This is a genomic window from Aminobacter sp. MDW-2 (assembly GCF_014250155.1).
In the GTDB taxonomy this organism is placed as follows: Bacteria; Pseudomonadota; Alphaproteobacteria; order Rhizobiales; family Rhizobiaceae; genus Aminobacter; species Aminobacter ciceronei.
Genome location: NZ_CP060197.1, coordinates 5781791 through 5805522, shown reverse-complemented (window position 1 = coordinate 5805522; position 23732 = coordinate 5781791). Strand labels below are relative to the sequence as shown.

Below are 23732 nucleotides of genomic sequence, written 5' to 3'. Positions count from 1 at the left end.
GAGGGGGCATCGGCGTAGCCGCTTATCCTTCTCCCCGTATTGCGGGGAGAAGGCGCTGGCAGGCGGATGAAGGGTGGTGCGAGATATCCGCCTTGCCCGCGTCGCAAATTCCTCATTAAATGAAACGGAACCGAAACAAATCTAATGGATGCTGGCGTCATGCCGATCGCGTTGCGTCCGAGCCAGTCGCTGAGACTGCTGCAGCAGTTTTCCCTGTCCGAGGTGCGCGACGACGCACCCGACCTGACTTTGCGCCAGATGGCGATCCTGCTCACCATTTATCTCGACCCGCCGCCGCACACGGTGCGCGGGTTGGCGGCTCGCCTTGGCGTCAGCAAGCCCGTTATCACCCGCGCCCTCGACACCATGGGCGCGCTCAAGCTGGTGTCGCGCCACCGCGACGAGAGCGACAAGCGCAACGTGCTCATCCGGCGCACTGTTGAAGGCGCGCTCTATGTCGAGCGATTGGGCGATGCTATCATTGCCAAAGCCATGGAGCTTCCGATTTGACCGCCCGCGACAGCCGCCTTCACGCCTTCCGACCCGATCTCGCCGACGCCCGCCTGCAAGGCGAGGTCACCGCCGAGCGCTTCGTCGCCGGCCGTCCGGCGCGCATTTCCGCATCGGTCGCCGACGTCCGCAAGGCACCGCGCCCCGATTCCGGTCTCAACACCCAACTGCTTTACGGCGACGAGGTCGTGGTCTTCGAGGAAGCCGAAGGCTTTGCCTGGCTCCAGGCTGAGCGCGACGGTTATGTCGGTTATGTCTCGTCAGGTGATCTTGCACCACGCGGCGCGGAACCGACCCATGTTGTCACCGCCTTGCGCAGCTTCGTCTATCCAGGTCCAGACATGAAGTCTCCGCGCAATGGCCAGCTCTCCATCGGCTCGCAGGTCACCGTTACCGGCTTCGCCGAAACGCGCGGCACGCGCTACGGGCTGCTGCCGTCGGGCGAGGCCGTGGTGCTGCAGCACCTGGCGCCGCTCGGCACCAAATCAGACGATTTCGTCGCTGTTGCCGAAAGGCTGATCGACACGCCTTATCTTTGGGGCGGTTTCAGCGCCTTCGGCATCGATTGCTCGGGCCTCGTTCAGTTGTCGATGCGCATGACAGGTCGCAAGGTGCTGCGCGATTCCGACATGCAGGAGGCGTCGCTTGGCACCCCGGTCGATGCAGGTGCCGAATTTTCCCAGCTGCGGCGCGGCGACCTGGTCTTCTGGAAGGGCCATGTCGCAATCATGACCGATGGCGAAAACATGATCCACGCCAACGGCCACACCATGACCGTTGCCCGTGAAGGCCTGCGCCAGGCCATCGACCGCATCGGCTACCTCTATGGCGGTCCGACCAGCTTCCGGCGACCGTGAGGGGCAATCAGCTTCGGGCGGTTTCGGGCTTTGTGATCGTGGAGAAGCGCTCCGCGCCCTGCGTTTTCTTGCTTTGGCAATTGATGGGGCTTCGGGGCCGCAGTCATCCCGGAAACCGGAGCGCAACCGGACCATCGTCAAGCACGGCCGGGTCTTCGTCCCAGCGACCGTCATGAATGCATCCGCGAACCCAGACCCCCGGCCGCGCCGATCAACGGCTCCCGGGTCTCACTGCGCTCGCCTGGGACGACGGGCGCGACTAGCTTGCCCACAAGGGGAGAAGTGACGGCGCCCTCAATAGCCGGCGTTGCGGTCGACCACGTTCTCCAGCGCAGCCCCGCGTTCAAAGGCTTCCATCTGGCTAAGCATCGGCGCCACCAGATGCGCGGGGTCGGAGGTCGCCGCCGCGTGCGGGGTGACGAACACCTTGGGGTGGTTCCACAGCGGGCTGGTCTTGGGCAAGGGCTCGACCTCGAACACGTCGAGGCTGGCTTCCTTCAGCGTGCCGTCGTCGAGCGCGCGCAGGATGTCGGCGTCGCGCTGCAGCTTGCCGCGCCCCGCATTGATCAGCACGGCTCCGCCGAGGCCGTTGCGCCGGCGCAGTTCCTTGAGCAAGCCATAATTGATGATGCCCTTGGTCGTGTCGGTCAGCGGCAACAGCACGACGAGGATGTCGGTCGCGTTGAGGAACGGCACCAGCCCGGCATCGCCGGCAAAAGTGTTGATGCCGGCTAGTTCCTGCGGCCGACGACTCCAGCCATTGATGCGGAAGCCGACTGCCTTGAGCACGTCGGCTGCGGCGCGACCGAGATTGCCCATGCCCATGATGCCGACGGAGATGTCCTCGGCTGGCCGCTGCGGCGGCTCGTGCCAGGCTTTCTTGGTCTGCTGGGCGCGGTAGAGCTGGCCCTGGCGATGATGGTCGAGCACCCGCCACAGCACATACTCGCTCATGTGCTGGCTGAGATTGTCGGCAACCACGCGCACGATCGGCACATCGGGCAGGCCGGGGTCGGCAAAGACGTGGTCGACGCCGGCGCCGATCGAAAAGATCGCCTTGAGGTTCGGCAGCTTGGCGAGCGTGCCCGGCTTCTGCTTCCACACAACCGCATAGTCGATCGAAGGGTCGGCAGCGCCATCGGGTTCGAGCACTACCTCGCGCTCCGCCGACAGCAGCTCATACCAGCGCTGCGGGTTGAACCCGGTGATCGAAAGAAGGATCTTGCCCTTGGCCTTGGTCGACATGCTCTTCCCTTGCGCCTGCTATTCGCTGACCACACCTGTCGGCGCCGTCTCGATCCGGAATGCCGCCGAGATCAGCGCCCGAGTGTAGTCGGTTTGCGGGCGCTCGAAAATCTGTTCGGAGGGTCCCGCCTCAACCACCTTGCCATTGCGCATGACGATAACCTCGTTGGCCAGCGCCCGCACCACCTTGAGGTCGTGGCTGATGAACAGATAGGCAAGGTCGTGCCTGGCCTGCAGGTTGCGCAGCAGGTCGACGACCTGTGCCTGCACGCTCATGTCGAGCGCCGAGGTCGGCTCGTCGAGCATGACGAAGCGCGGCTTGAGCACCATGGCGCGCGCAATGGCGATGCGCTGGCGCTGGCCGCCGGAAAACTCATGCGGATAGCGGAAGCGCGTTTCGGGATCGAGGCCGACTTCGCGCAGCACATCGACGACCTTCTGGTCGCGCTCGGCTGCCTTCAGCCGGGGCTCGTGGATCTTGAGCCCTTCCTCGATGATGTCGGCCACCGACATGCGCGGGCTGAGCGAGCCGAACGGGTCCTGGAACACGATCTGCATCTCGCGGCGCAGCGGGCGCATGGCGCCGAAGCTGAACTTGTCGATCTCGCGGCCTTCGAAATCGATCCGGCCCTGCGACGAGATCATGCGGGTCAAGGCAAGCCCCAGTGTCGTCTTGCCGGATCCGGATTCGCCGACGACGCCGACGGTCTGGCCGGCGCGCACCGCAACGTCGATGCCGTCGACGGCCTTCACGTGGTCGACGGTCTTGCGGAAAAAGCCTTGCTTGATCGGGAACCAAACCTTGACGTCCGAGCCCTGCATCACCGTCTTGGCCGACACGTCGACAACCGGCGGCTTGCCCTTCGGCTCGGCAGCCAGCAGGTGGCGCGTGTAGCTGTGCTGCGGATTGTCGAAAATCTCCTTCGTCGGCCCGCTTTCGACGATCTGGCCCTTGGTCATGACGCAGACCCGGTCGGCGATGCGCCGGACGATGCCGAGGTCATGGGTGATGAACAGCATCGACATGCCCTTGCGGGCCTTCAGTTTGGCGAGCAGCTCGAGAATCTGGGCCTGGACCGTGACGTCGAGCGCCGTCGTCGGCTCGTCGGCGATCAGCAGTTCCGGTTCGTTGGCTAGCGCCATGGCGATCATCACGCGCTGACGCTGGCCGCCGGAGAGCTGGTGCGGATAGGCGTCGAGGCGCTTCTTGGGGTCGCGGATGCCGACCTCCTCGAGCAGTTCGAGCGTGCGCGCCTTGGCCTGCCGCTCGCCCATGCCCTGGTGCAGCGACAGCACCTCGACGATCTGCTGCTCGATCGTGTGCAGCGGGTTGAGCGAGGTCATCGGCTCCTGGAAGATCATGGTGATCTTGTTGCCGCGCACCTTGCGCAATGCGTTCTCGTTCAGGGAGAGCAGGTCCTGGCCGCCAAACATCATCTTGCCCGACGGGTGGCTTGCCGGCGGATAGGGCAGGAGCTTGAGCACCGACAGGGCCGACACCGACTTGCCGGAACCCGATTCGCCGACCAGCGCCACCGTCTCGCCCTTGGCGATGTCGAAGGAGATGTGGTCGACGGCCTTTGTCGTTGTGCCGCCCTGGCTGAAGGCGACCGAGAGGTCCTGGACGGAGAGGAGAGGGGCGGCGCTCACTTGAACGTCTTCCTTGGATCGAAGGCGTCGCGGGTCGCCTCGCCGATGAAGATCAGCAGCGACAGCATCACCGAGATGACGACGAAGCCGGACAAACCGAGCCACGGCGCGTTGAGATTGCGCTGGCCTTGCTTGAGCAGTTCGCCGAGCGAGGCCGAGCCGGGCGGCAGGCCGAAGCCGAGGAAGTCGAGCGACGTCAGCGTCGAGATCGAGCTGTTGAGGATGAAGGGCAGGAATGTCAGCGTCGCCACCATGGCGTTGGGCAGCAGGTGGCGGAAGATGATGGTGCGGTTGGGCACGCCGAGCGCTCGCGCGGCGTTGACGTATTCGAAATTGCGGGCGCGCAGGAACTCTGCCCGCACCACGCCGACCAGCGCCACCCAGGAAAACAGCAGCATCAGCCCAAGCAGGATGAAGAAGCCCGGCGGCAGGATCGCCGCGACGATCAGCAGCAGATAGAGCACCGGGATCGCCGACCAGATTTCGATGAAGCGCTGGAACAGAAGGTCAGTCCAGCCGCCGAAATAGCCCTGCATGGCGCCTGCGGTCACGCCGATCAGCGCCGAGCCGGCGGTCAGGATCAGGCCAAACAGCACCGAGATGCGGAAGCCGTAGATGACGCGGGCGAGCACGTCGCGGGCCTGGTCGTCGGTGCCGAGCCAGTTCCAGTTGCCGACAGTGCAGTTGGGATCGTCGACGCCAAGCGGATAGCGTTGGCACCGCACGTCCTTGGCATACATCCAGGACGGCTTGGCGGGTGCCGCCTCGGGGATTTCGTTGTTGGTGGTGCGGTAGGAATAGCGGACCGGCGGCCAGATCGCCCAGCCATTGGCCGCGATCGCCTCCTGCACCAACGAGATGCGGTAGTCGGTAACAGGCAGGAAGCCCTCGTCGCCGAGGAAGGTCTCCTCGCCATAGTCGCTGATAACAGGCGAGTAGAACTCGCCCTTGAAGCGGATCAGAAGCGGCCGGTCGTTGGCGATCAGTTCGGAGAACAGCGACAGCACGAACAGCACGAGGAAGATCCACAGTGACCAGTAACCGCGGCGGTTGGCCTTGAAGCTCAGCCAGCGCCGCTTGTTGATCGGCGAGAGCCAGGGCCGCTTGACCGGCACGGATACGGTGTCGACCGCCGACATCAGACGTCCCTCCGTTCGAAATCGATGCGCGGGTCGATCCAGGTGTAGAGCAGGTCGGAGATCAGGGCGACGAACAGCCCCATCAGCGAGAAGATGTAGAGATTGGCGAACACCACGGGGTAGTCGCGGTCGAGCACGGAACGGAAGCCGAGCAGGCCGAGCCCGTCGAGCGAGAAGATGTTCTCGATCAAGAGCGAGCCGGTGAAGAAGGCGGAGATGAAGGCACCCGGGAAGCCGGCGATGACGATCAGCATGGCATTGCGGAAGACATGGCCGTAGAGCACCCGGTGTTCGGACAGGCCCTTGGCGCGTGCGGTGACGACATACTGCTTGCGGATCTCGTCCAGAAACGAGTTCTTGGTGAGCAAAGTGGTGGTGGCGAAGGCTGACAGCACGAGCGCCGTCAGCGGCAGCGCCAGATGCCAGAGATAATCGAGCACTTTGCCGCCGAGTGAGAGCTGGTCGAAATTCTCCGAGGTCAGGCCGCGCAGCGGGAACCAGTCGAAGAACGAACCGCCGGCAAACACCACCATCAAAAGGATGGCGAACAGGAAGGCCGGGATGGCGTAGCCGATGATGATGATACCGCTGGTCCAGATGTCGAAGCTCGAACCATCCTTGACCGCCTTGCGGATGCCGAGCGGGATCGAGATCATGTAAGACAGGAGCGTGATCCAGATGCCGAGCGAGATCGACACCGGCATCTTCTCGAGGATCAGGTCGAGCACCGAGACGTCGCGGAAGTAGCTCTCGCCGAAGTCGAAGCGGATGTAGTTCCACAGCATCATGAAGAAGCGTTCGAGCGGCGGCTTGTCGAAGCCGAACTGCTTTTCAAGCTTGGCGATGAACTCCGGATCGAGGCCTTGCGCGCCGCGGTACTTGGACGAACCTTCGCCACCCGCTGGATCGAAGTTGTTGTTACCGCCGAGGTCGCCGCTGCTGCCCGACAGACGGTCGGCGGCGTCGCCGCCCTGGCCGGTCAGCTTGGCGATGACCTGCTCGACCGGCCCGCCCGGCGCGAACTGGATGACGGCAAACGAGATCGCCATGATGCCGAACAGGGTCGGGATCATCAGAAGGATGCGGCGGAGGATATAGGCGCCCATCAGGCGAAGCCCCTCGAACGGAGCGTGGGTTCAGTCCTAGAAATCTCAGGTCTTGCCAATACGTGCAGCCTTGTCCTTGTCGAACCACCACATCGCCTCGACGGGAAAGCCGAAGTCCGGCTTCGGCTCCTTGTAGCCGAACATGTCCCAGAAGGCGGCGCGGTGATTCGCCGAAAACCAATTTGGAATCCAGTCTTGCCGGGCGCGCAAGAGCCGGTCGAGCGCGCGCATGGCAACCGTCAGCGTTTCGCGATCCTTGGCCGCACCCACGGCGTCGATCAGCGCGTCGACGGCAGGATCGGCAGTGCCGGGCAGATTGGTCGAGCCCTGCAACTTGGCCGAGCGCGAGTGGAACAGCCCGTCGATCTCGTCGCGGCTGGGCGTCGCCGAAAACCCGGCCGCCGCCGAAATGGCATCGTAGTCGAAGCTTGTCTGCCGGGCCTGATACTGGGTCGAATCGACCAGGCGCAGCGTAGCTTCGATGCCGATCGCCTTCATGTTTTCGGCCCAGGGCGAGTACACACGCACGAAAGCGTCGTCGTCGACGAGGATTTCGAGCGTCAGCGCCTCGCCCTTGTCGTTGCGCAGCCTGCCATCCTTGCGGACCCAGCCGGCGTCGGAAAGCAGCTTCGACGCCTGGCCGAGCAGCTTGCGGTCGCGGCCCGAACCGTCCGAAGGCGGCTGCAGCACGGCTTCGCCGAAGGTCTCGTCGGGGATGCGGCCGCGGAACGGTTCGAGCAGCGCCAGTTCGGCTGGGGAGGGCAGGCCCTCGGCCTTGTAGGCCGATTTCTCGAATGTCGACTGCGAGCGTTCGTAGGAACCATAGAACAGGTTGCGCTTCGTCCATTCGAAATCGAAGCACAGGGCAATTGCCTGGCGCACGCGGGGATCGCGGAAACGCGCGCGGCGCTGGTTCAGCGCCATCGCCTGCATCGTTGGTCGCTTTTCGCTGGGAAACTCGCGCTTGATCACCTTGCCGGCCGTGAAGGCGGGGAAATCGTAGCCGGTGGCCCAGATGCGCGCCGTGGCTTCCTGGCGGAAATGGATGTCGCCTTTCTTGAAGGCTTCAAACGCTGCCTGCCGGTCCTGGTAGAATTCGACGCGGATGCGGTCGAAATTGTAGAGGCCGCGGCTGACCGGCAGGTCGCGGCCCCAATAGTCGGCGACGCGCTCGTATTCGATGGACTGACCGGGCGACACGCGGCCGACCTTGTAGGGGCCTGAACCGAGTGGCGCCTTGAGCTCCGACGCGTCGAACGGGTGGGTCTCGAAGAAAGCTTTGGCCGGAATGGCGTAGGTCGCGACATCAAGGATGGTGCGGTCCGACTGCTTGCCGTCGAAGGTCAGCCGCAGCGTATGCGGGTCGAGCGCCTTCGCCTCCTTGAGATGGCTGAGCGGCAGAAGCAGGTTGGGATGCCCGTCCTTCTTGAACAGGTCGAAGGCAAATACCGCGTCGTCGGCGGTGAACGGCGTGCCGTCGTTGAAGCGCGCCTCGGGCCGCAGCGCGAAGTCGAAGCTGTTGCGGTCGTCGGAGATCGTCACCGAACTGGCGAGCAGGCCGTAGATTGCATCGGGCTCGTCGATCGCCCGCACCATCAGCGAATCGTAGCAAAGCTCCATGCGCGGCGGCGCGTCGCCCCTGGCGACGAAGGTGTTGAGCGTGTTGAAGGTCAGCGGGCTCTGGTTGAAGTACCAGTAGTTCGGCAAAAAATTGAATGTGCCGCCCTTGGGCGCGTCGAGATTGACGAAGTCGAAATGGGTGAAGTCGGGGCCGTATTTCAGGTCGCCGAAGGCCGACAGCCCGTGCAGTCCGGTGCCGGTCGGGCTCGCCGCGAAGGCGCGCCCCGGGATGAAGGGGGCGGCCGCTGCAGCTGCGCCGAGCGCGAGGAAGTCCCTGCGGGGGAGGCGCGCGCTCAATTGACGCCCTTGTATTTGGCGGCCAGCGCCGCTTCCTTGTCCTTGTCGATCCACCATGAATTGATATCAGCGCCGATGAAGCCCGGCTGCTTGTCGGGAATGCCGAACTTGTTCCAGTAGGCCAGCCACAGCACCGAGCGGTGGTATTGCGGCACGGCGTAATAGTTCCACAACAGCACGCGATCGAGCGCATGGGTGGCGGCCAAGAGGTCATCGCGGTCGGTGGCGAAGATGACGCGCTCGACCAGCGCATCGACGATAGGGTCGTTGATGCCCATGACATTGCGCGAACCGGGCTTGGCTGCGGCCTTCGATCCCCAGAAATCGCGCTGCTCATTGCCCGGCGACGACGACTGGTTGAGGATCGTCGTCGTCACGTCGAAATCGTAATTGTCGATCCGGTTGACGAACTGGCTGGTGTCGACCATGCGCAGCGTCGCATCGATGCCGAGCCGGCGCAGGCTATCGATGAAGGGGCTCGCTATGACCTCGTCGGTGGCGTCCTTGCCGAGGAATTCGATCTTGAACTGCTCGCCCTTGTCGTTCATCAGCTTGCCGCCCTTGGCGCGCCAGCCGGCCTCGGCGAACAGGCCGATCGCCTGGCGGAGATACTGCCGCTCGGCCTGCGGCGTGTCGTAGACCGGCAGCTTGAACTCCTCGGTGAACAGCTCCGGCGGCAGCTTGTCCTTGTACTGCGTCAACAGCTCCAGTTCCTTGCCGGCGGGCAAGCCGCTCGAGGCCAGGTCCTGGCCCTGGAAATAGCTGTTCGTGCGGGTGTTGAGCCCGAAGAACAGGGTGCGGTTCATGTATTCGAAATTGTAAGCCAGCGTCAGCGCCTGCCTGACGCGGCGATCCTGGAACTGCGGGCGGCGTAAATTGAGCGCATAGCCTTGGAATGGCTCGCCCGAGGTCGTCTTGAATTCCTTCTTGATGACGTCACCTGCCTGGAGGGCGGGGAAATTATACTGCGTCGACCAGCGCCGCGAGCTGTTCTCCGGCTTGATGTCCTCCAGGCCGCCCTTCTTGAAGGCTTCCCATTCGGCGTTGTCGTCGAGGAAGTAAGCGTAGCGGCGCTTGTCGAAGTTGTTGCGCCCGACATTGACCCCGACATTTGCGCCCCAATAGTCGGGCACGCGTGTCCAGACGATCTCGGTGCCCGGTTTGAAGCTCTCGACCTTGTAGGCGCCCGAGCCCAACGGAATCTCGAGCGTCGGCCGGGTGATGTCGCGCTTCTTGCCCGCAGCGTCGGTTCCTTCCCACCAGTGCTTGGGCAAGACCACCAGGTCGCCCATGATCTTGGGCAGTTCCCGGTTGCCTTTCTGGTTGAAGCGGAAGGTCACCTCGCGTTCGCCCGTCGCCACCGCCTCGGTCACGTTGACGTAGTACTGGCCATATTGCGGGCTGTTGGCCTTCAGGACATTGAAAGACCAGATGACATCATCGGTCGTGATCGGCTGGCCGTCATGCCATTTGGCGCGCGGGTCGAGCCGATAGGTCGCGTAGGAGTAGTCGGCCGGAAACTTGTAGGCATCGGCGATCATCGGGTGGCTGGTGCTGGGCTCGTCTATCGACTGCTCCATCAGCGTTTCATAGATCAGTCCGCCGCCAAAGCCGACGAAACCGGCTGCCGGCAAGCCCTTGATGATGTAGGGATTGAAGCTGTCGAAGGTGCCCGGCGTCGTCGAGTTGAGCGTGCCGCCCTTGGGCGCGTTCGGATTGACGAAATCGTACTGCTTGAAATCCTGACCGTATTTGGAAACGCCGTTCAGGGTTGACGAGGTCTGCCATTCCTGGGCGTTGGCAGGTGCCGTCGACAGGGCCGCAACGGCGAGACCTGCAATCGCAAGAAACCTGGTCAGGCAAGCCTTCATCAAAATCCCCTTCGCCCGGTGCTTCGCGACACTCTAATTCATTCCCGGCGCATGGAAACCGGCCGTTCGACAAATGTCGCCTTATGTTTGCGCCAGGCAACAAAAAAGCCGGGCTAAACCCGGCTTTTTCAAGATGCGAAGATTACAAATCGCTTAGTGAGCGGTGGCCGGAGCGGCGCCCTCTGCAGGAGTCGCAGGGGCTGCGCCTTCAGCCGGAGCTGCGGCAGGCGTGGCGGCCGGAGCAGCGTCAGCCGCGGGCAGCGGTGCCGGGCTGTCCGACTGCGAATTCAGGTAGGCGATCAGGTTTGCGCGCTCGTCATCCTTCTTGATGCCGGCGAAGCCCATCGCGGTGCCCTTGATGTAGCCCTTGGGCGACGTCAGGAAGTGGTTGAGGTGCTCGAAGTCCCAGACGACCTTGCCGCCTTCCGAGAATTCCTTCATCGGGCCCGAATAGCCGAAGCCCTCATGCGAGGCGATCGGACGGTTGACCACGCCCCACAGGTCCGGACCGACCTTGTTCGGGCCGCCCTTCTCGATCGAGTGGCAGGCAGTGCACTTCTTGAACACGGCAGCACCCGCCTCGGCGTTGGCGCTGGCCAGGAGCTGGGCGATCGGTACGGCAGCCGGAGCAGCCTCGCCGCCGCCGGCACCTGCGCCGCCTTCTTCAGCGGCTTCGATGGCAAAGCCGGGCTTCTCTGGAACCGGGGCTGCGAAGATCGCGTCCGACACCAGCGAGATGGAGAACACCACAAAGGCAGTACCCAGCAGACCGCCAAGCACCTTGTTCATTTCAAATGAGTCCATACGCCCCTGGCTCCCTTATCCGGCCGATCACCATCCTCTGCGATCGCTGCCGTTCGTCGGTATCGTCTGTCGCCCGGCTGGCCGGGTCAAATCGCGCGGAAACTAGGTCTTTTGCTTGCCGGTTGCAACACCTATAAGGGCCCTTCCAGTGAGACCTTTTGACACTTTCCAACACCATTAGAAACAGTCGCCAAGCCATGTCCACCCTTGTCCTGATCCCCGCCCGCATGGCCTCGACACGCTTGCCCGGCAAGCCATTGGCCGACATCGCCGGCCGGCCGATGATCGTCCACGTAGCGGCCCGCGCGTCCGAATGCGGGCTCGGCCGCGTGGTCGTGGCGACCGACAGCGACATGGTCGCGGAAACGGTGCGGACGCACGGCTTCGAGGCGGTCATGACACGCGCCGACCATGAGTCGGGTTCGGACCGCATCTTCGAGGCACTGACGACGCTCGATCCGAAGGGTACGGTCGACACCGTCGTCAATGTCCAGGGTGACCTGCCGACGATCGATCCCGCGATCATCCAGGCAGCACTTCGGCCGCTGGAGGACGAGTCGGTCGACATCTCGACGCTCGGTGTCGAAATCACCCGCCACGAGGAAAAGGTCGATCCCAACGTTCCCAAGATCATCGGTTCGCCACTGTCGGCCGGGCGGATGAGGGCACTCTACTTCACCCGTGCGACGGCGCCCTGGGGCGACGGCCCGCTCTATCATCATGTCGGGCTCTATGTTTACCGCCGCGCAGCGCTCGAACGCTTCGTCGGGCTCGGCCCGTCGCCGCTGGAAAAGCGCGAGCGTCTCGAGCAGCTGCGCGCGCTGGAAGCCGGCATGCGCATCGACGTCGAAATCGTCGACACGGTGCCGCTGGGCGTCGACACGCCGGAGCATCTCGAACGCGCGCGCGAACTTCTCTCGAACTAGAACAGACAGGCCGACCATGCCGACGACGACCAACAAGATTTCCTTCCAGGGCGAGCCGGGCGCCAATTCCGACACCGCCTGCCGCAACATGTTCCCCGACATGGAGCCGCTGCCCTGCGCGACCTTCGAAGATGCTTTCAACGCGGTGGAGACCGGCAAGGCCGATCTCGCCATGATCCCGATCGAGAACACGATCGCCGGCCGTGTCGCCGACATCCATCACCTGTTGCCTGAATCGAAGCTGCACATCGTCGGCGAGTATTTCCTGCCGATCCATTTCCAGCTGATGGTCCTGCCGGGCGTTCAGCGTTCCGAGATCAAGACCGTGCACAGCCACATCCACGCGCTCGGCCAGTGCCGCAAATACATCCGCAAGAACAGCTGGAAGCCGGTGATCGCCGGTGACACCGCGGGTGCCGCCAAGCTGGTGTCCGAGGTCAAGGACCGGACGATGGCGGCGCTCGCGCCGCGTCTCGCCGCCTCGCTCTATGGCCTGGACATACTGGAAGAGAATGTCGAGGACACCGACAGCAACGTCACGCGCTTCGTCGTCCTGACCAAGAACAAGCAGTGGGTCGAGCGTCCGAGCCAGGATGCCAAGATGATGACGACCTTCATGTTCCGCGTCCGCAACGTACCGGCGGCGCTGTACAAGGCGATGGGCGGCTTCGCCACCAACGGCGTCAACATGACCAAGCTGGAGAGCTACCAGCTCGGCGCCTTCACTGCGACGCTGTTCTACGCCGACATCGAGGGCCATCCGGAGGACCCGGGTGTCACCCACGCGCTGGAGGAGCTGCGCTTTTTCTCACGCGAGGTGCGCATCCTCGGCGTCTACCCGGCGAGCGATTCCCGCGAGGCGTGGCAGGTCGCCGACTGAGCATTTCAGTCAGCCCTCGTCCGCCCAGGCGTGGATGAGCTGGTAGGCGATGGTATTTCCCGGCGGCACCCGGAGCTCGCCGGGATGGGTGCCTGCGCGCAACTGCAGGACCTCCGCCAGGCCACTATCGTCTCGTCTCACCACAGATTGAATTGTGCGTTCGCTACACCTGGCGCAGCATCGGCTGCGCTAGGACAAGCCCATGGGTACGGCTGCCATCCAGGGGGAATTGTGGGGCGCCAAGGCGCGCGACTGGGCCGAAGTCCAGGAACCCGCATGGCGGCCGGTGTTCGAAAATGTCATGACGCTGGTCGGCGTCGGGCGAGGTAAGAGGCTGCTCGATGTCGGCTGCGGCGCCGGTGGATTGCTAAGTCTTGCGCGAGAGCGTGGCGCGGCCGTCGCAGGCCTCGACGCGTCGGGGGCGCTGGCGGCCATCGCACGACAGCGCTTGCCTGACGCCAGCATCGAAGTCGGCGAGATGGAGGAATTGCCCTTCGTCGACGGCGCCTTCGACATCGTGACTGGCATCAACGCTTTCCAGTTCGCAGGCGACATGGTCCGCGCCCTCAGCGAGGCGGCTCGGGTTTGCCACGGCCGCGGCATTGTTTTCATGCTGGTTTGGGGCCAGCGCGACAAGAGCCAGTTGCAGCTGGCAGCGATGAGCGCGCTCGGGCCGTTGCTGCCGCCTTCGCCCGCATCTGCTGTGCCATCGCTTTCGAACCCCGGGGTGATCGAGGCGTTCATGAGCAGGGCCGGGCTTGAGCCGATCGATGACGGGCAACTTGACGCCACCATCGTCTTCCCCGGTAAGGACATAGCCTTGCGAGCCTTCGCTTCGGCCGGGATTGTCACGCGCGCCGAACGCCATTCGGGGGCCGACAGAGTTCGGGACGCGCTGATCGATGCCATTGCGCCCTATGTACGCGCGGATGGTCAGGTCGCGCTTGCCAATCAGTTTCGCTGGGTGAAGGCGAGGCCAGCGCCCTAGTCGCTCTCCGCCCAGGTGCGGATGAGCTGGTGCGCGATGGCATGTCCCGGCGGCACCCTGAGCTCGCCGGGATGGGTGCCGGCGAGCATCTGCAGGACCTCCGCCCGGGGGAACCAGCGGCAGTCCTCAAGTTCGTCGGTGTCCCTTGAAATGTCGTCGTTCAGCGCCTCGCCATAGCAGCCGATCATCAGCGAGTAGGGGAACGGCCAGGGCTGGCTCGAATGGTAGACGACGCGACCGAGCCGGATGCCGGCTTCCTCGAGCGTTTCGCGCCGCACCGCCGCCTCGATGGTTTCGCCCGGCTCGATGAAGCCGGCGAGCGCCGAATAGACACCCGGCGCGAAATGCCGGCCGCGCCCCATCAGGCACTTGTCGCCCGACACCGTCAGCATGATGGCGACGGGGTCGGTGCGCGGGAAATGCTCGGTACCGCATCCCGTGCAGTGGCGCTTGTAGCCGCCGGCGCGCATTTCGGTTGCAGCACCACAGCGGCCACAGAAGCGGTGGCTGGCATGCCAGGCAAGCAGTGCCGCGCCCTGCGCCAGGGCGCCGAGACCGGCTTCGTCGGTCAGGCGTTGCGCCAGAATCGATCGGAAGTCGATGGATTTGATGTGCTCCGGTAGGCCCTCCTGCTCCGCAGCGACGGGCAGGGCCAGCATGGCGATTTCGTCAGCGCGGCCGAGCAGGATCGCCTCGCCGGTCCCAGCCCCCAGCGCCTCGGCTGCCGCGCGCGAGAAATAGGGGGTGGCCGACCCGCCGCTGAAATCGAGCAGCAACCGCCCTTGCGCGACCAGAATCAGTCTCGCGCCGGGTTCGGCGAGGGCCTTCACAGCCGAATCGTCGCTGCGCTTTTCCGACTGGCGGTCGATGATGTTGCCGGAGAAGCCGAGGAAATGGCTGGCTTCACGCTGGGGGGCGTCGAACAGGCTGAAAGGCATCTGGAACTCTGGTGTGCGTCAGGGCAGCGTTATAGAGCCGACTTGATGCTCTCGGCAAACCGGTGGAGATCGTCGCGGCGATAGGGCTGGCGCACGCCATGGCCCCAGACCGGGCCGGGCCAGCCGGGATCGCCCTCGGTGCGCGCGACGACGTGAAAATGCAGTTGCCGCACGATGTTGCCGAGCGCGCCGCTGTTGATCTTGGCGCAGCCGGTTGCACGCTTCAGCGCATGCGCCACCATGTTGCTCTCGAAGGTCAGCATCGCCTGGTCGAGCGGGGTCAGGTCATGGATTTCCTCGACGCCGGGGCGCTGCGGCACCAGCACCAGCCAAGGCCAGCGCTGGTCGTTCATGACGCGCAATTCGCAAAGGCCGAGCCACATCAGCGGTTCGCTGTCGGCGTCGAGACGCGAATCCAGCGTAAACCCGGCCTTGAGCCCCGAAATCATTGGCGTTTCCCTTGTTTGATCGAAGGCTAGAGTGTGGCTGTCACGGCTGCAAGCGAATCATTGAAAAGGTTGGCCCTGAAACGTTGGCGCACTGACGCACCGCGCGTTGCACCGATATGCTATGCGTCGAACGTCAGCGGAGATGCGCAATGTTTGCCGGTCAGCTTGCTCTGGTTCTCGCGGCCGCCTTTGCCGGTGCGGCATTCTACATCAATTTCGCCGAACAGCCCGCACGGCTTGGCCTCGACGACAAAAATCTGCTTGCCCAGTGGAAGCCGAGCTATGCCGCCGGCTTCACCATGCAGGCGAGCCTGGCATTCGCCTCCGGCATGCTCGGCCTTCTCACCGCCTGGCTGACCGCGGATTGGCGCTGGGTGGTGGGCGCCGCGCTGATGCTTGCCAATTGGCCCTATACGCTGCTTGGTATCATGCCGACCAACAAGCGCATCGAGGCTATACCGAACGAAGAGGGCGGTGTCGCATCCCGCAGGCTGATCGTGCATTGGGGCACGCTGCATGCGCTGCGCACCGGCCTCGGCATCGCGGCAACGCTTTCCTATCTCTGGGCGCTGAATTCCGGCGGTGCCTGATCGCCGCATCAACATGTCGCCCAAGGCTCTTGCAATTGGTGTGGCAATTGCCGATATGGAGGTTGGGAGGTTGGTGGTGGACGATCCACTCGCCAACCGGGTCAGGTCCGGAAGGAAGCAGCCCTAACGAGCCCGGAACGGGTCATTGTTCCAGCCTCCCGCCTCTTCGCCCTTCTCCGCGTCATTGACGGCGTTGCGCCGTGCGGGCGAAACTCGTTTCGCGGAATCGGCCCTCGTGGCCGTGGCAGGGGCGCCAATACCAACGGGCGAACGGGGCGGATGAGCGAAGCCGGACAGACCGATAAGACCAAGGACGGCGCCTATCGCGTTCTCGCACGCAAGTACCGTCCGGCGGATTTCACCGCACTCGTCGGCCAGGAGCCGATGGTCCAGACGCTCACCAACGCCTTTTCCTCGGGTCGTATCGCCCAAGCCTGGATGCTGACCGGCGTCCGCGGTGTCGGCAAGACCACCACCGCCCGCATCTTGGCGCGCGCGCTCAACTACAAGACCGCTGACATTGACCGCCCCTCGGTCGACCTGTCGGTGCTCGGCGAGCACTGCCAGTCGATCATGGAAGGACGCCACGTCGACGTCATCGAGATGGACGCCGCGTCCCACACCGGCATCGACGACATCAGGGATATCATCGACCGTGTCCGCTATGCGCCCGTGTCGGCGCGCTACAAGGTCTACATCATCGACGAGGTGCACATGCTCTCGACGCAGGCTTTCAACGGCCTGCTGAAGACGCTGGAAGAGCCGCCGCCCCACGTCAAGTTCATCTTCGCCACCACTGAAATCCGCAAGGTTCCGATCACGGTGCTGTCGCGCTGCCAGCGCTTCGACCTGCGCCGTATCGACGCCGGCAAGCTTGTCGGGCATCTCCGCAACATTGCCCGGCAGGAAGGCATTTCGGTCGAGGACGACGCGCTTGCCATGGTCGCGCGCGCGGCAGAGGGCTCGGCGCGCGATTCTTTGTCCATCCTCGACCAGGCCATTGCCCATGGCGGCGGTACGGTGACCACGGAAGCTGTACGCGCCATGCTCGGCCTTGCCGACCGGGCGCGGGTGGTCGACCTGTTCGAAAACATCATGAAGGGCGACATCGCCGCTGCCCTTGGCGAGCTGCGCGCCCAGTACGATACCGGCGCCGACCCGGTGGCTGTGCTCAACGATCTTGCCGAATTCACCCATCTGGTCACCCGCCTGCGCTTCGTGCCGTCGGCGGCCGACGACGCCTCGCTGTCCGAGGACGAGCGCAAGCGCGGCGTGGAATTCGCCCAGGCCTTGTCGGTGCGTGTGCTGTCGCGTGCCTGGCAGATGCTGCTCAAGGGCATTCCCGAGGTGCAGTCGTCCAATCGTCCGGTCAGTGCCGCCGAGATGGTGTTGATCCGGCTGGCGCATGCCGCCGATCTGCCCACTCTCGACGAGGCATTGAAATCCCTCGGCGACGCGCCGCCGCAGCCTTCCGGCGCACCGCGCAATGGCGGCATGCCCGCTGGCGGTGGCAATGGCGGAGGCGCTTCGGCCGTGTCGCAGGCGCGCATGCCGGTCAGCAATGGCGGCGGCCAGGCGATGCGCCTGGTTGAAAGCGCGCCAGCGCCTACGGCCTTTGTCGCGCCGACGCCGACGCCGGCGCCGACGCCGGCGCCGGAACCAGTTGTCGATGCCGTGCCTGTGCGCACCATCGCCGAACTCGCGAACCTTGCCGAAGCCAATCGCGAAATGGCCTTCAAGGTGCTGATCCGCCGTGCCGTGCGCCCGGTGCGCATCGAGCCCGGCCATATCGAATGCAGCCTGACTTCGGACGCCCCGCGTACCTTCCTCAACGATCTGACGGTGAAGCTGAAGGCCTGGACCGGACGTCACTGGATGGTGTCGCTGTCCAAGGAAGAAGGCGGGCCGACGCTTGCCGAGATCGAGGCGACCAAGCGCGAAGTCGCGCTGACAGACGCCAAGGCGGACCCGACGGTGGCGGCGATCCTGGCGCGCTTTCCCGGCGCCAAGATCATCGACGTGCGGCTGCCGACAACACCGGATGCGCCCGATATCGATACCGACACCGAGTTGCAGCCCGATCCGGGCATCGGTCTCGACAATGACGACGACGACCCGTTCTGAGACGACCCGTTCTGAGACGAAAGGACAAAGACGATGAAGGATCTCCTCGGCCTGATGGGCAAGGCGAAGGAAATGCAGGCCAAGCTGCAGGCCATGCAGGAAGAAGTTGCCCTGCTCGAAGCCACCGGCCAGTCCGGCGGCGGCCTCGTGACGGTAACCCTGTCCGGCAAGTCGGAAATGAAGGCGCTGAAGATCGATCCGTCGCTGCTTAGGGAAGGCGAGGGCGAGATCCTCGAGGACCTGATCGTCGCCGCGCATAACGATGCCAAGGCCAAGGTCGAGGCGACGATGCAGGAAAAGACCAAGGCGCTGACCGCCGGCCTGCCGATCCCGCCCGGCATGAAGCTGCCGTTCTGAGAATAGGCAATAGCGAGTAGCCAATGGCGGTGCGGCGCTTGAGGTTCAGGCGCCGTTCCTGATCTATCTGTTCACTGTTCTCCTAGAATCTGGTCACGACGCTGATCCCCAGTCCTTCGAACCGGTCCATGGCCATCAGCGCCGCCGGGGCGTCGTCGAGGCTGATGTGCTTGCCGACCAGCAATTGCGGGGCAAGCTTGCCTGCCTCGATCATCTGCATCATCGCCTCGTAGCGGAACGCCTGCATGCCGTGGCTGCCGAGGATTTCGAGTTCATGGGCGATCACCTTGCCCATCGGGATCCTGGGATCAGCATGGTCGCCGAGCATCAGCCCGACCTGGACGTGGCGGCCACGCCGGCGAAGGTTGGCGATCGAGTTGTAGCAGGTGGCGGGATGGCCGAGCGCGTCGAGCGACAGATGCGCACCGCCCGCCGTGAGCTCGCGCACCGCGCCGACGACATCGGTCTCGCGTGAGGCATTGATCGTCGCCACCGCACCCATTTTCCTGGCAAAGTCGAGCTTCTCATCCGAGAGGTCGATGGCGATTGCATTGGCGCCCGACGCTGCCGCGATCATGATCGCCGACAGGCCGACACCGCCGCAGCCGTGCACTGCCACCCATTCGCCTGGCTTGACACGGCCCTGGTCGACGACGGCGCGGAACGAGGTGATGAAGCGGCAGCCGAGGCTGGCTGCGGTGACGAAATCCATGCTGTCGGGCAGCCGCACCAGGTTGGTGTCGGCGAAATCGACAGCGACATATTCGGCGAACGAACCCCAGGCGGTGAAGCCCGGCTGGAACTGGTGTTCGCAGACCTGGTGATTGCCCGAGGTGCATTCAAAGCAGCGTCCGCAGCCGCCGACGAAGGGCACGGTGACGCGGTCGCCGGCCTTCCAGCGCGTGACCTGCCGGCCGGCGGCGACGACGACGCCGGCGAGTTCGTGGCCCGGCACATGCGGAAGGGTGATGTCGGCGTCGTGCCCCATCCAGCCATGCCAGTCGCTGCGGCAGAGCCCGGTGGCCTCGACCTTGATCACCACGCCGCCGGGTGCAGGCGCTGGTTCGGCGACAGTCTGGACCTTCGGCGGTTGCCCAAATTGTTCGAACAGCACGGCTTTCATGGTCGCCTCCAACTGATTTTCGGCCGCCACGATGCGTGCCTTTGCCTGTCATTGACCTGACCATAACGACCGGCCGTCGCAGAGGCGAGCCCGGCCAGGAGGCGCTGTCTGCCGCTCGGCCATCATTTTGCCCGAAACGGGCGCATTCTTGCTGCAATCTGGGGACGTGGCGGGCTTACGAGAGGGGCGCTTTTGATCGCCAAAAATTGGAAGATGCCGATTTTGGTCGGCGTCGTCGCCTCGCCGTTCATCGTTTCCGGGTGCACCACCAGCAAGCTCGCTGACGGGATCACCACGAGCTCGGTCCGTTCGGGTTCCTACGCCTATTCGGCGAAGGACAAGGAATGCCTGGCGCGCGCGATGTTCTTCGAATCCAACCGCTCGAGCCGCGATGGCCTCGTTGCCGTCGGCAGTGTCGTCATGAACCGGCTCAAGTCGGGCGAATATGGTGACACTGTCTGCGGCGTCGTCGGCCAGAAGGGCCAGTTCGCGCCCGGCGTGCTGTCGCGGCCGATGAATTCGCAGGCACTGCCCGACGTGCAGGCGGCAGCAGAATCCGTGCTCAAGGGCGAGCGCCACCCCAAGGTGAAGCCAGAGGTGATGTTCTTCCATACCGCCGGGCTGAAGTTCCCCTACAAGAACATGCACTACACCACAGTTGCCGGCGGCAATGCGTTTTACGAGAAGCGTAGCCGGCGCAAGCTGCCCGTGGCCGAGCCGGACACGATGGTCGCTTCCGCCGCACAGCCGACGCTGCCGGGCGTCGTCGAGCAGCAGCCGACCACGGTCGCTTCTGCCGGCTCCGACGCGGCGTTGGCCAGCGCGATGTCGTTTCAGGCGACACCGGAAAACGCCGACGCGATCGGCGCGCTCATTGCGAGCCAGGAACGGCCGATGGAATGAGGGATAGCGAATAGTCAGTAGCGAGTGGAGGAAAGAGGCGGCGGCCGCTCCTCGGCCCACTATTCACTACTCACCATTGCCTAGTCGTTTTATATCGCTTCCATGTCCAAGCGAATCGCCGGTCCCGAGATCGAACGCCTGATCCAGCTTCTGGCCAAGGTGCCGGGGCTCGGCCCGCGTTCGGCCCGCCGCGCCGCCCTTCACCTGATCAAGAAGAAAGAACAACTGCTGGCGCCGTTGGCCGCCGCCATGGGCGAGGCGGTCGACAAGGTCAGGGTGTGCTCGACCTGCGGCAATGTCGACACCTCCGATCCGTGCATGATCTGCACCGATCCACGCCGCGACCCCACCACCATCATCGTCGTCGAGGACGTGTCCGACCTCTGGGCGCTGGAGCGGGCCGGCGCGATGAATGCGAAATTCCATGTGCTCGGCGGCACGCTGTCGCCGCTCGACGGCGTCGGCCCCGACCAACTGACCATCAGGCAACTGGTCACCCGCATCGCCGAGGGCGGGGTCAGCGAGGTGATCCTGGCCGTCAACGCCACCGTCGAGGGCCAGACGACCGCGCATTATCTGACCGACCAGCTCTCCGGTTTCGACGTCAAGGTGACGAGGCTGGCGCATGGTGTGCCGGTCGGCGGCGAGCTCGATTATCTCGACGAGGGCACGCTGTCGGCCGCATTGAAGTCGCGGACTGTGTTTTGACGTAATTGGCTTGCAGGGAGGCTGGATGAGACTTTCGGCATTGTATTCGCCTCTTCGCACCCTCTGGCCTGCCGGCCTCCCGCGCAAGGTGGGAGAACAGCTGTCGCCACCGTCTCCGCCATTCACCAACATCGCAGAAAGAGCGGCGAGCCCGAAGCTGCCGATCTCCCCCCTTGCGGGGGAGATGGCCGGCAGGCCAGATGGGGGTGCGAAGAGGCGCGCCGTTTCCGTCTTGGCTACCCTTGCCGCCGCGCTAATCGCCTTCGCCGCCCCCGCTTCCGCCGCCAGGATCGACGACCAGTTCCAGGCCTGGCTCGCCAAGGACCTCTGGCCCGAAGCCAAGGCCAAGGGAATCTCCAAAGCGACGTTCGACGCTGCGTTCCAGGGCGTGTCGCCCAATCTCAAACTGCCCGATCTCGTGCTCCCCGGCGAAAAGCCGAAGACACCGAAGAAACAGCACCAGGCCGAGTTCGGCTCGCCCGGCAACTACTTCTCCGAAAAGACGCTCGGTGCCGTCACCTCAGGCGGGCGCGCGCGGGCGGGCGCAAATGCGAAGACACTCGCTGCGATCGAAAAGCGTTTCGGCGTGCCAGGCGGCGTGGTGCTGGCGATCTGGGGGCGCGAGTCGGGCTTCGGTGCCGCCAAGATGCCGTACGATGCCTTCGAGGTTCTCGGCACCAAGGCCTTCCTGGCGACCCGCAAGGAAATGTTCCGCAAGGAGTTGCTGGCCGGTTTGGAGATGGTCGAACGCGGGCTGGTCAGTCGCAAGGCAATGCGCTCGTCCTGGGCTGGTGCACTCGGCCAGCCGCAGTTCCTGCCGACCTCGTTCCTGAAGCATGCCGTGGATTTCGACGGCGACGGCCGCGCCGACATCTGGAACTCGACGCCTGACACGCTGGCCTCCATCGCCAACTATCTCGTCCATTATGGCTGGGCAAAGGGCCGCGACTGGGGTTTCGAGGTGTCGCTGCCGGAGAGCGTCACCTGTGCTCTGGAAGGCCCCGACCAAGGCAAGAAGATCTCGGACTGGGCCGCGATGGGTATCACCCGCGTTGGCGGCAAGCCGTTCCCTCAGAATGAGGCACGGGCCGAGGGTTTCCTGATGATGCCGGCGGGGCGCAACGGCCCGGCCTTCATTGTCACGCCCAATTTTTATGTGCTCAAGGAATACAACGAGAGCGACGTCTACGCGCTGTTCATCGGCCACGGCGCCGACCGGATCGCGTCCGGCGACCGACGTTTCGTGGGCAACTGGGGCAAGGTCGACGGGCTCTACCGCTCTGACGTCGCCACGATGCAGCGCGGCCTGGAAAAGCTCGGCTACGACGTCGGCGGCGCCGACGGTCTGCCGGGCTTCAAGACGCGCCGGTCGATCGGCGACTGGCAGGCGAAGAATGGCCGTGCGGCGACATGTTTTCCCGACAAGGGCCTCCTCGAGGCGATGCGGTAATTTCCTTCGCACCGTTTACGGGAGAAGGTGGCCCGAAGGGCCGCATGAGGGGACGGTGCCAACTTCCGAGTTCAGCCCTGCCCCTCACTCTGCTGTGCTCGCAAGCTCGCTTGGCTTCCCTCTCCTCGTAAACGGGGCGAAGGAACGGCTACGCCGCCTTCGCCAATCTGGCACCGACTTCCGCAAGAATCTCATACGAACGCTTGCGTGATTGATGGTCGAACACCTGGGCGGTGACCATCAGTTCGTCGGCACCGGTACGCGCGATGAATGCCTCGACGCCGCGCCGGACCGTGTCGCGTGAGCCGACGACGGCGCAGGCAAGCGTCTGGGACAACATCTGGCGCGCGACGGGGTCGAGCTCGCGCTCATAGCCCTCGAGCGGCGCGGGCAGGCGGCCGGGGCGGCCGCTGCGCAGGTTGACGAAGGCCTGCTGTACCGAACTGAACAGAAGCTTCGCCTCGGCGTCGGTGTCGGCGGCGACGATGTTGATGCCGGCCATGACATAGGGTTTGGCCAATCGCTCCGACGGCTGGAAGCGCGAGCGGTAGATCTCGATCGCATGGTCGAGCTCCGAAGGGGCGAAGTGCGAAGCGAAGGCGTAGGGCAGGCCAAGCATGGCGGCGAGCTGCGCGCCATAGAGACTTGATCCCAGCACCCAGACTTCGACCTGCTCGCCCTCGCCGGGCACGGCGCGGATGCGCTGTTCGGGCGTTGCCGGATCGAAATAGCTCATCAGCTCGACGACATCCTGCGGGAAATTGTCGACGCCGGCCTCGAGATTGCGGCGCAGGGCGCGCGCGGTCAGCATGTCGGTGCCGGGCGCCCGGCCGATGCCGAGGTCGATGCGGCCGGGGTGCAGGGCGGCAAGCGTGCCGAACTGTTCAGCGATGACCAGCGGCGCGTGGTTGGGCAGCATGATGCCGCCGGCGCCGACGCGAATGGTGCTGGTGCCGGCCGCGACATGGGCGATGACGACCGAGGTCGCAGCACTGGCGATGCCGGCCATGTTGTGGTGTTCGGCCAGCCAGTAGCGGTGGAAGCCGAGCTTCTCGGCGTGGCGGGCGAGGTCGAGCGTGTTCTTCAGCGATTGGGCGGCAGTGCTGCCTTCGGTGACCGGCGAAAGGTCGAGGACGGACAAGGTGGTCATGAGGCAGCTCCGGCGGGTGAGGACCCGCCGGATATAGGGAGCGTCAC

General features: G+C 64.5%; 22 protein-coding genes and 1 other RNA gene. 12 read left to right on the top strand and 11 right to left on the bottom strand.

Annotated features, from left to right (window positions below; genetic code table 11):
• The first annotated feature begins 159 nt into the window (after window positions 1–159).
• On the top strand, window positions 160–510 hold the full coding sequence (locus tag H5P29_RS28625; protein ID WP_067967155.1) for a MarR family winged helix-turn-helix transcriptional regulator: 351 nt from the start codon (window positions 160–162) through the stop codon (window positions 508–510).
• Window positions 507–1367, top strand: coding sequence for an NlpC/P60 family protein (locus H5P29_RS28620; protein WP_154385927.1), 861 nt, complete (start codon window positions 507–509; stop codon window positions 1365–1367). The genes H5P29_RS28625 and H5P29_RS28620 overlap by 4 nt, the downstream gene beginning before the upstream one ends.
• Before the next feature lie 294 nt (window positions 1368–1661).
• On the opposite strand, the gene H5P29_RS28615 is transcribed toward H5P29_RS28620, so the two are convergent.
• The 7 genes from H5P29_RS28615 to H5P29_RS28585 all read right to left on the bottom strand — a co-directional run bounded on the left by H5P29_RS28615 (window position 1662) and on the right by H5P29_RS28585 (window position 11099).
• A complete protein-coding gene (locus tag H5P29_RS28615) occupies window positions 1662–2612 on the bottom strand; it encodes a glyoxylate/hydroxypyruvate reductase A (protein WP_067965711.1) in 951 nt (316 codons plus the stop codon).
• Window positions 2613–2630: 18 nt separating this feature from the next.
• On the bottom strand, window positions 2631–4262 hold the full coding sequence (locus tag H5P29_RS28610) for an ABC transporter ATP-binding protein (RefSeq protein ID WP_067965709.1): 1632 nt from the start codon (window positions 4260–4262) through the stop codon (window positions 2631–2633).
• Window positions 4259–5401, bottom strand: a complete 1143-nt coding sequence (locus tag H5P29_RS28605; RefSeq protein WP_067965707.1) for an ABC transporter permease — start codon at window positions 5399–5401, stop codon at window positions 4259–4261. The genes H5P29_RS28610 and H5P29_RS28605 overlap by 4 nt, the downstream gene beginning before the upstream one ends.
• Complete coding sequence (locus tag H5P29_RS28600; RefSeq protein WP_154385926.1) at window positions 5401–6507, bottom strand: microcin C ABC transporter permease YejB; 1107 nt, start codon at window positions 6505–6507, stop codon at window positions 5401–5403. Before H5P29_RS28600 ends, H5P29_RS28605 begins: the two co-directional genes overlap by 1 nt.
• Window positions 6508–6552: 45 nt before the next feature.
• Window positions 6553–8424, bottom strand: a complete 1872-nt coding sequence (locus tag H5P29_RS28595; protein WP_246340909.1) for an extracellular solute-binding protein — start codon at window positions 8422–8424, stop codon at window positions 6553–6555.
• Window positions 8421–10295 (bottom strand): extracellular solute-binding protein, encoded by a 1875-nt coding sequence (locus tag H5P29_RS28590; RefSeq protein ID WP_083948710.1) that lies wholly within the window; start codon window positions 10293–10295, stop codon window positions 8421–8423. Before H5P29_RS28590 ends, H5P29_RS28595 begins: the two co-directional genes overlap by 4 nt.
• A 153-nt stretch (window positions 10296–10448) precedes the next feature.
• Entirely contained in the window at window positions 10449–11099 is a 651-nt protein-coding gene (locus tag H5P29_RS28585) for a cytochrome c family protein (protein WP_067965700.1), read from the bottom strand.
• A 197-nt stretch (window positions 11100–11296) separates the two neighbouring features.
• On the opposite strand from H5P29_RS28585, the gene H5P29_RS28580 reads away from it, so the two are divergent.
• From H5P29_RS28580 to H5P29_RS28570, 3 genes are all read left to right on the top strand, one after another.
• The gene (locus H5P29_RS28580; protein WP_067965697.1) at window positions 11297–12025 is read left to right on the top strand and encodes a 3-deoxy-manno-octulosonate cytidylyltransferase; all 729 of its coding nucleotides are present in this window, start codon (window positions 11297–11299) and stop codon (window positions 12023–12025) included.
• A 16-nt stretch (window positions 12026–12041) separates the two neighbouring features.
• Window positions 12042–12905 (top strand): prephenate dehydratase, encoded by an 864-nt coding sequence (locus H5P29_RS28575; RefSeq protein WP_067965694.1) that lies wholly within the window; start codon window positions 12042–12044, stop codon window positions 12903–12905.
• 202 nt (window positions 12906–13107) lie between these two features.
• Window positions 13108–13893, top strand: a complete 786-nt coding sequence (locus tag H5P29_RS28570; protein ID WP_154385924.1) for a class I SAM-dependent methyltransferase — start codon at window positions 13108–13110, stop codon at window positions 13891–13893.
• On the opposite strand, the gene nudC is transcribed toward H5P29_RS28570, so the two are convergent.
• Together nudC and H5P29_RS28560 are read right to left on the bottom strand one after the other, a co-directional pair.
• Window positions 13890–14831: an NAD(+) diphosphatase gene (gene nudC, locus H5P29_RS28565; protein WP_154385923.1), complete on the bottom strand. Its 942-nt coding sequence runs from the start codon at window positions 14829–14831 to the stop codon at window positions 13890–13892. The genes H5P29_RS28570 and nudC overlap by 4 nt on opposite strands.
• 29 nt (window positions 14832–14860) lie before the next feature.
• Window positions 14861–15280, bottom strand: coding sequence for an HIT domain-containing protein (locus tag H5P29_RS28560; protein WP_067965687.1), 420 nt, complete (start codon window positions 15278–15280; stop codon window positions 14861–14863).
• A gap of 149 nt (window positions 15281–15429) precedes the next feature.
• On the opposite strand from H5P29_RS28560, the gene H5P29_RS28555 reads away from it, so the two are divergent.
• The 4 genes from H5P29_RS28555 (at window position 15430) to H5P29_RS28540 (ending at window position 18351) form a co-directional block, all read left to right on the top strand.
• Window positions 15430–15870, top strand: coding sequence for a DUF1772 domain-containing protein (locus H5P29_RS28555; RefSeq protein WP_067965685.1), 441 nt, complete (start codon window positions 15430–15432; stop codon window positions 15868–15870).
• A gap of 65 nt (window positions 15871–15935) precedes the next feature.
• Window positions 15936–16032: signal recognition particle sRNA small type (gene ffs / locus H5P29_RS28550), an RNA gene on the top strand.
• A gap of 117 nt (window positions 16033–16149) precedes the next feature.
• Window positions 16150–17994 carry a DNA polymerase III subunit gamma/tau gene (locus H5P29_RS28545; RefSeq protein ID WP_154385922.1) on the top strand — a complete coding sequence of 615 codons (1845 nt, stop codon included), beginning with the start codon at window positions 16150–16152 and terminating at the stop codon, window positions 17992–17994.
• A 33-nt stretch (window positions 17995–18027) separates the two neighbouring features.
• The gene (locus tag H5P29_RS28540; RefSeq protein WP_067965675.1) at window positions 18028–18351 is read left to right on the top strand and encodes a YbaB/EbfC family nucleoid-associated protein; all 324 of its coding nucleotides are present in this window, start codon (window positions 18028–18030) and stop codon (window positions 18349–18351) included.
• 82 nt (window positions 18352–18433) lie between these two features.
• Here the strand turns inward: H5P29_RS28540 and H5P29_RS28535 are convergent, their stop codons facing one another.
• Entirely contained in the window at window positions 18434–19474 is a 1041-nt protein-coding gene (locus H5P29_RS28535; RefSeq protein WP_154385921.1) for a zinc-dependent alcohol dehydrogenase family protein, read from the bottom strand.
• Window positions 19475–19687: 213 nt separating this feature from the next.
• Here H5P29_RS28535 and H5P29_RS28530 point away from each other — a divergent pair, with 213 nt between their 5' ends.
• The 3 genes from H5P29_RS28530 (at window position 19688) to H5P29_RS28520 (ending at window position 22535) form a co-directional block, all read left to right on the top strand.
• Complete coding sequence (locus H5P29_RS28530; protein WP_246340908.1) at window positions 19688–20377, top strand: cell wall hydrolase; 690 nt, start codon at window positions 19688–19690, stop codon at window positions 20375–20377.
• 102 nt (window positions 20378–20479) lie between these two features.
• Entirely contained in the window at window positions 20480–21085 is a 606-nt protein-coding gene (gene recR / locus H5P29_RS28525) for a recombination mediator RecR (RefSeq protein WP_067965671.1), read from the top strand.
• 184 nt (window positions 21086–21269) lie between these two features.
• Complete coding sequence (locus H5P29_RS28520; RefSeq protein ID WP_154385919.1) at window positions 21270–22535, top strand: lytic murein transglycosylase; 1266 nt, start codon at window positions 21270–21272, stop codon at window positions 22533–22535.
• A gap of 148 nt (window positions 22536–22683) precedes the next feature.
• Here H5P29_RS28520 and H5P29_RS28515 read toward each other — a convergent pair whose 3' ends face one another.
• Window positions 22684–23685: an LLM class flavin-dependent oxidoreductase gene (locus tag H5P29_RS28515; RefSeq protein ID WP_067965669.1), complete on the bottom strand. Its 1002-nt coding sequence runs from the start codon at window positions 23683–23685 to the stop codon at window positions 22684–22686.
• Window positions 23686–23732 lie beyond the last annotated feature (47 nt).

Coding starts and splice junctions, on each gene's coding strand:
- H5P29_RS28615 (WP_067965711.1), bottom strand. CDS start 2,612: ATGTCGACCAAGGCCAAGGGCAAGATCCTTCTTTCGATCACCGGGTTC.
- H5P29_RS28545 (WP_154385922.1), top strand. CDS start 16,150: ATGAGCGAAGCCGGACAGACCGATAAGACCAAGGACGGCGCCTATCGC.
- H5P29_RS28535 (WP_154385921.1), bottom strand. CDS start 19,474: ATGAAAGCCGTGCTGTTCGAACAATTTGGGCAACCGCCGAAGGTCCAG.
- recR (WP_067965671.1), top strand. CDS start 20,480: ATGTCCAAGCGAATCGCCGGTCCCGAGATCGAACGCCTGATCCAGCTT.
- H5P29_RS28560 (WP_067965687.1), bottom strand. CDS start 15,280: ATGATTTCGGGGCTCAAGGCCGGGTTTACGCTGGATTCGCGTCTCGAC.
- H5P29_RS28515 (WP_067965669.1), bottom strand. CDS start 23,685: ATGACCACCTTGTCCGTCCTCGACCTTTCGCCGGTCACCGAAGGCAGC.
- H5P29_RS28580 (WP_067965697.1), top strand. CDS start 11,297: ATGTCCACCCTTGTCCTGATCCCCGCCCGCATGGCCTCGACACGCTTG.
- nudC (WP_154385923.1), bottom strand. CDS start 14,831: ATGCCTTTCAGCCTGTTCGACGCCCCCCAGCGTGAAGCCAGCCATTTC.
- H5P29_RS28520 (WP_154385919.1), top strand. CDS start 21,270: ATGGCCGGCAGGCCAGATGGGGGTGCGAAGAGGCGCGCCGTTTCCGTC.
- H5P29_RS28540 (WP_067965675.1), top strand. CDS start 18,028: ATGAAGGATCTCCTCGGCCTGATGGGCAAGGCGAAGGAAATGCAGGCC.
- H5P29_RS28570 (WP_154385924.1), top strand. CDS start 13,108: ATGGGTACGGCTGCCATCCAGGGGGAATTGTGGGGCGCCAAGGCGCGC.
- H5P29_RS28625 (WP_067967155.1), top strand. CDS start 160: ATGCCGATCGCGTTGCGTCCGAGCCAGTCGCTGAGACTGCTGCAGCAG.
- H5P29_RS28555 (WP_067965685.1), top strand. CDS start 15,430: ATGTTTGCCGGTCAGCTTGCTCTGGTTCTCGCGGCCGCCTTTGCCGGT.
- H5P29_RS28600 (WP_154385926.1), bottom strand. CDS start 6,507: ATGGGCGCCTATATCCTCCGCCGCATCCTTCTGATGATCCCGACCCTG.
- H5P29_RS28590 (WP_083948710.1), bottom strand. CDS start 10,295: ATGAAGGCTTGCCTGACCAGGTTTCTTGCGATTGCAGGTCTCGCCGTT.
- H5P29_RS28605 (WP_067965707.1), bottom strand. CDS start 5,401: ATGTCGGCGGTCGACACCGTATCCGTGCCGGTCAAGCGGCCCTGGCTC.
- H5P29_RS28530 (WP_246340908.1), top strand. CDS start 19,688: ATGCCGATTTTGGTCGGCGTCGTCGCCTCGCCGTTCATCGTTTCCGGG.
- H5P29_RS28575 (WP_067965694.1), top strand. CDS start 12,042: ATGCCGACGACGACCAACAAGATTTCCTTCCAGGGCGAGCCGGGCGCC.
- H5P29_RS28585 (WP_067965700.1), bottom strand. CDS start 11,099: ATGGACTCATTTGAAATGAACAAGGTGCTTGGCGGTCTGCTGGGTACT.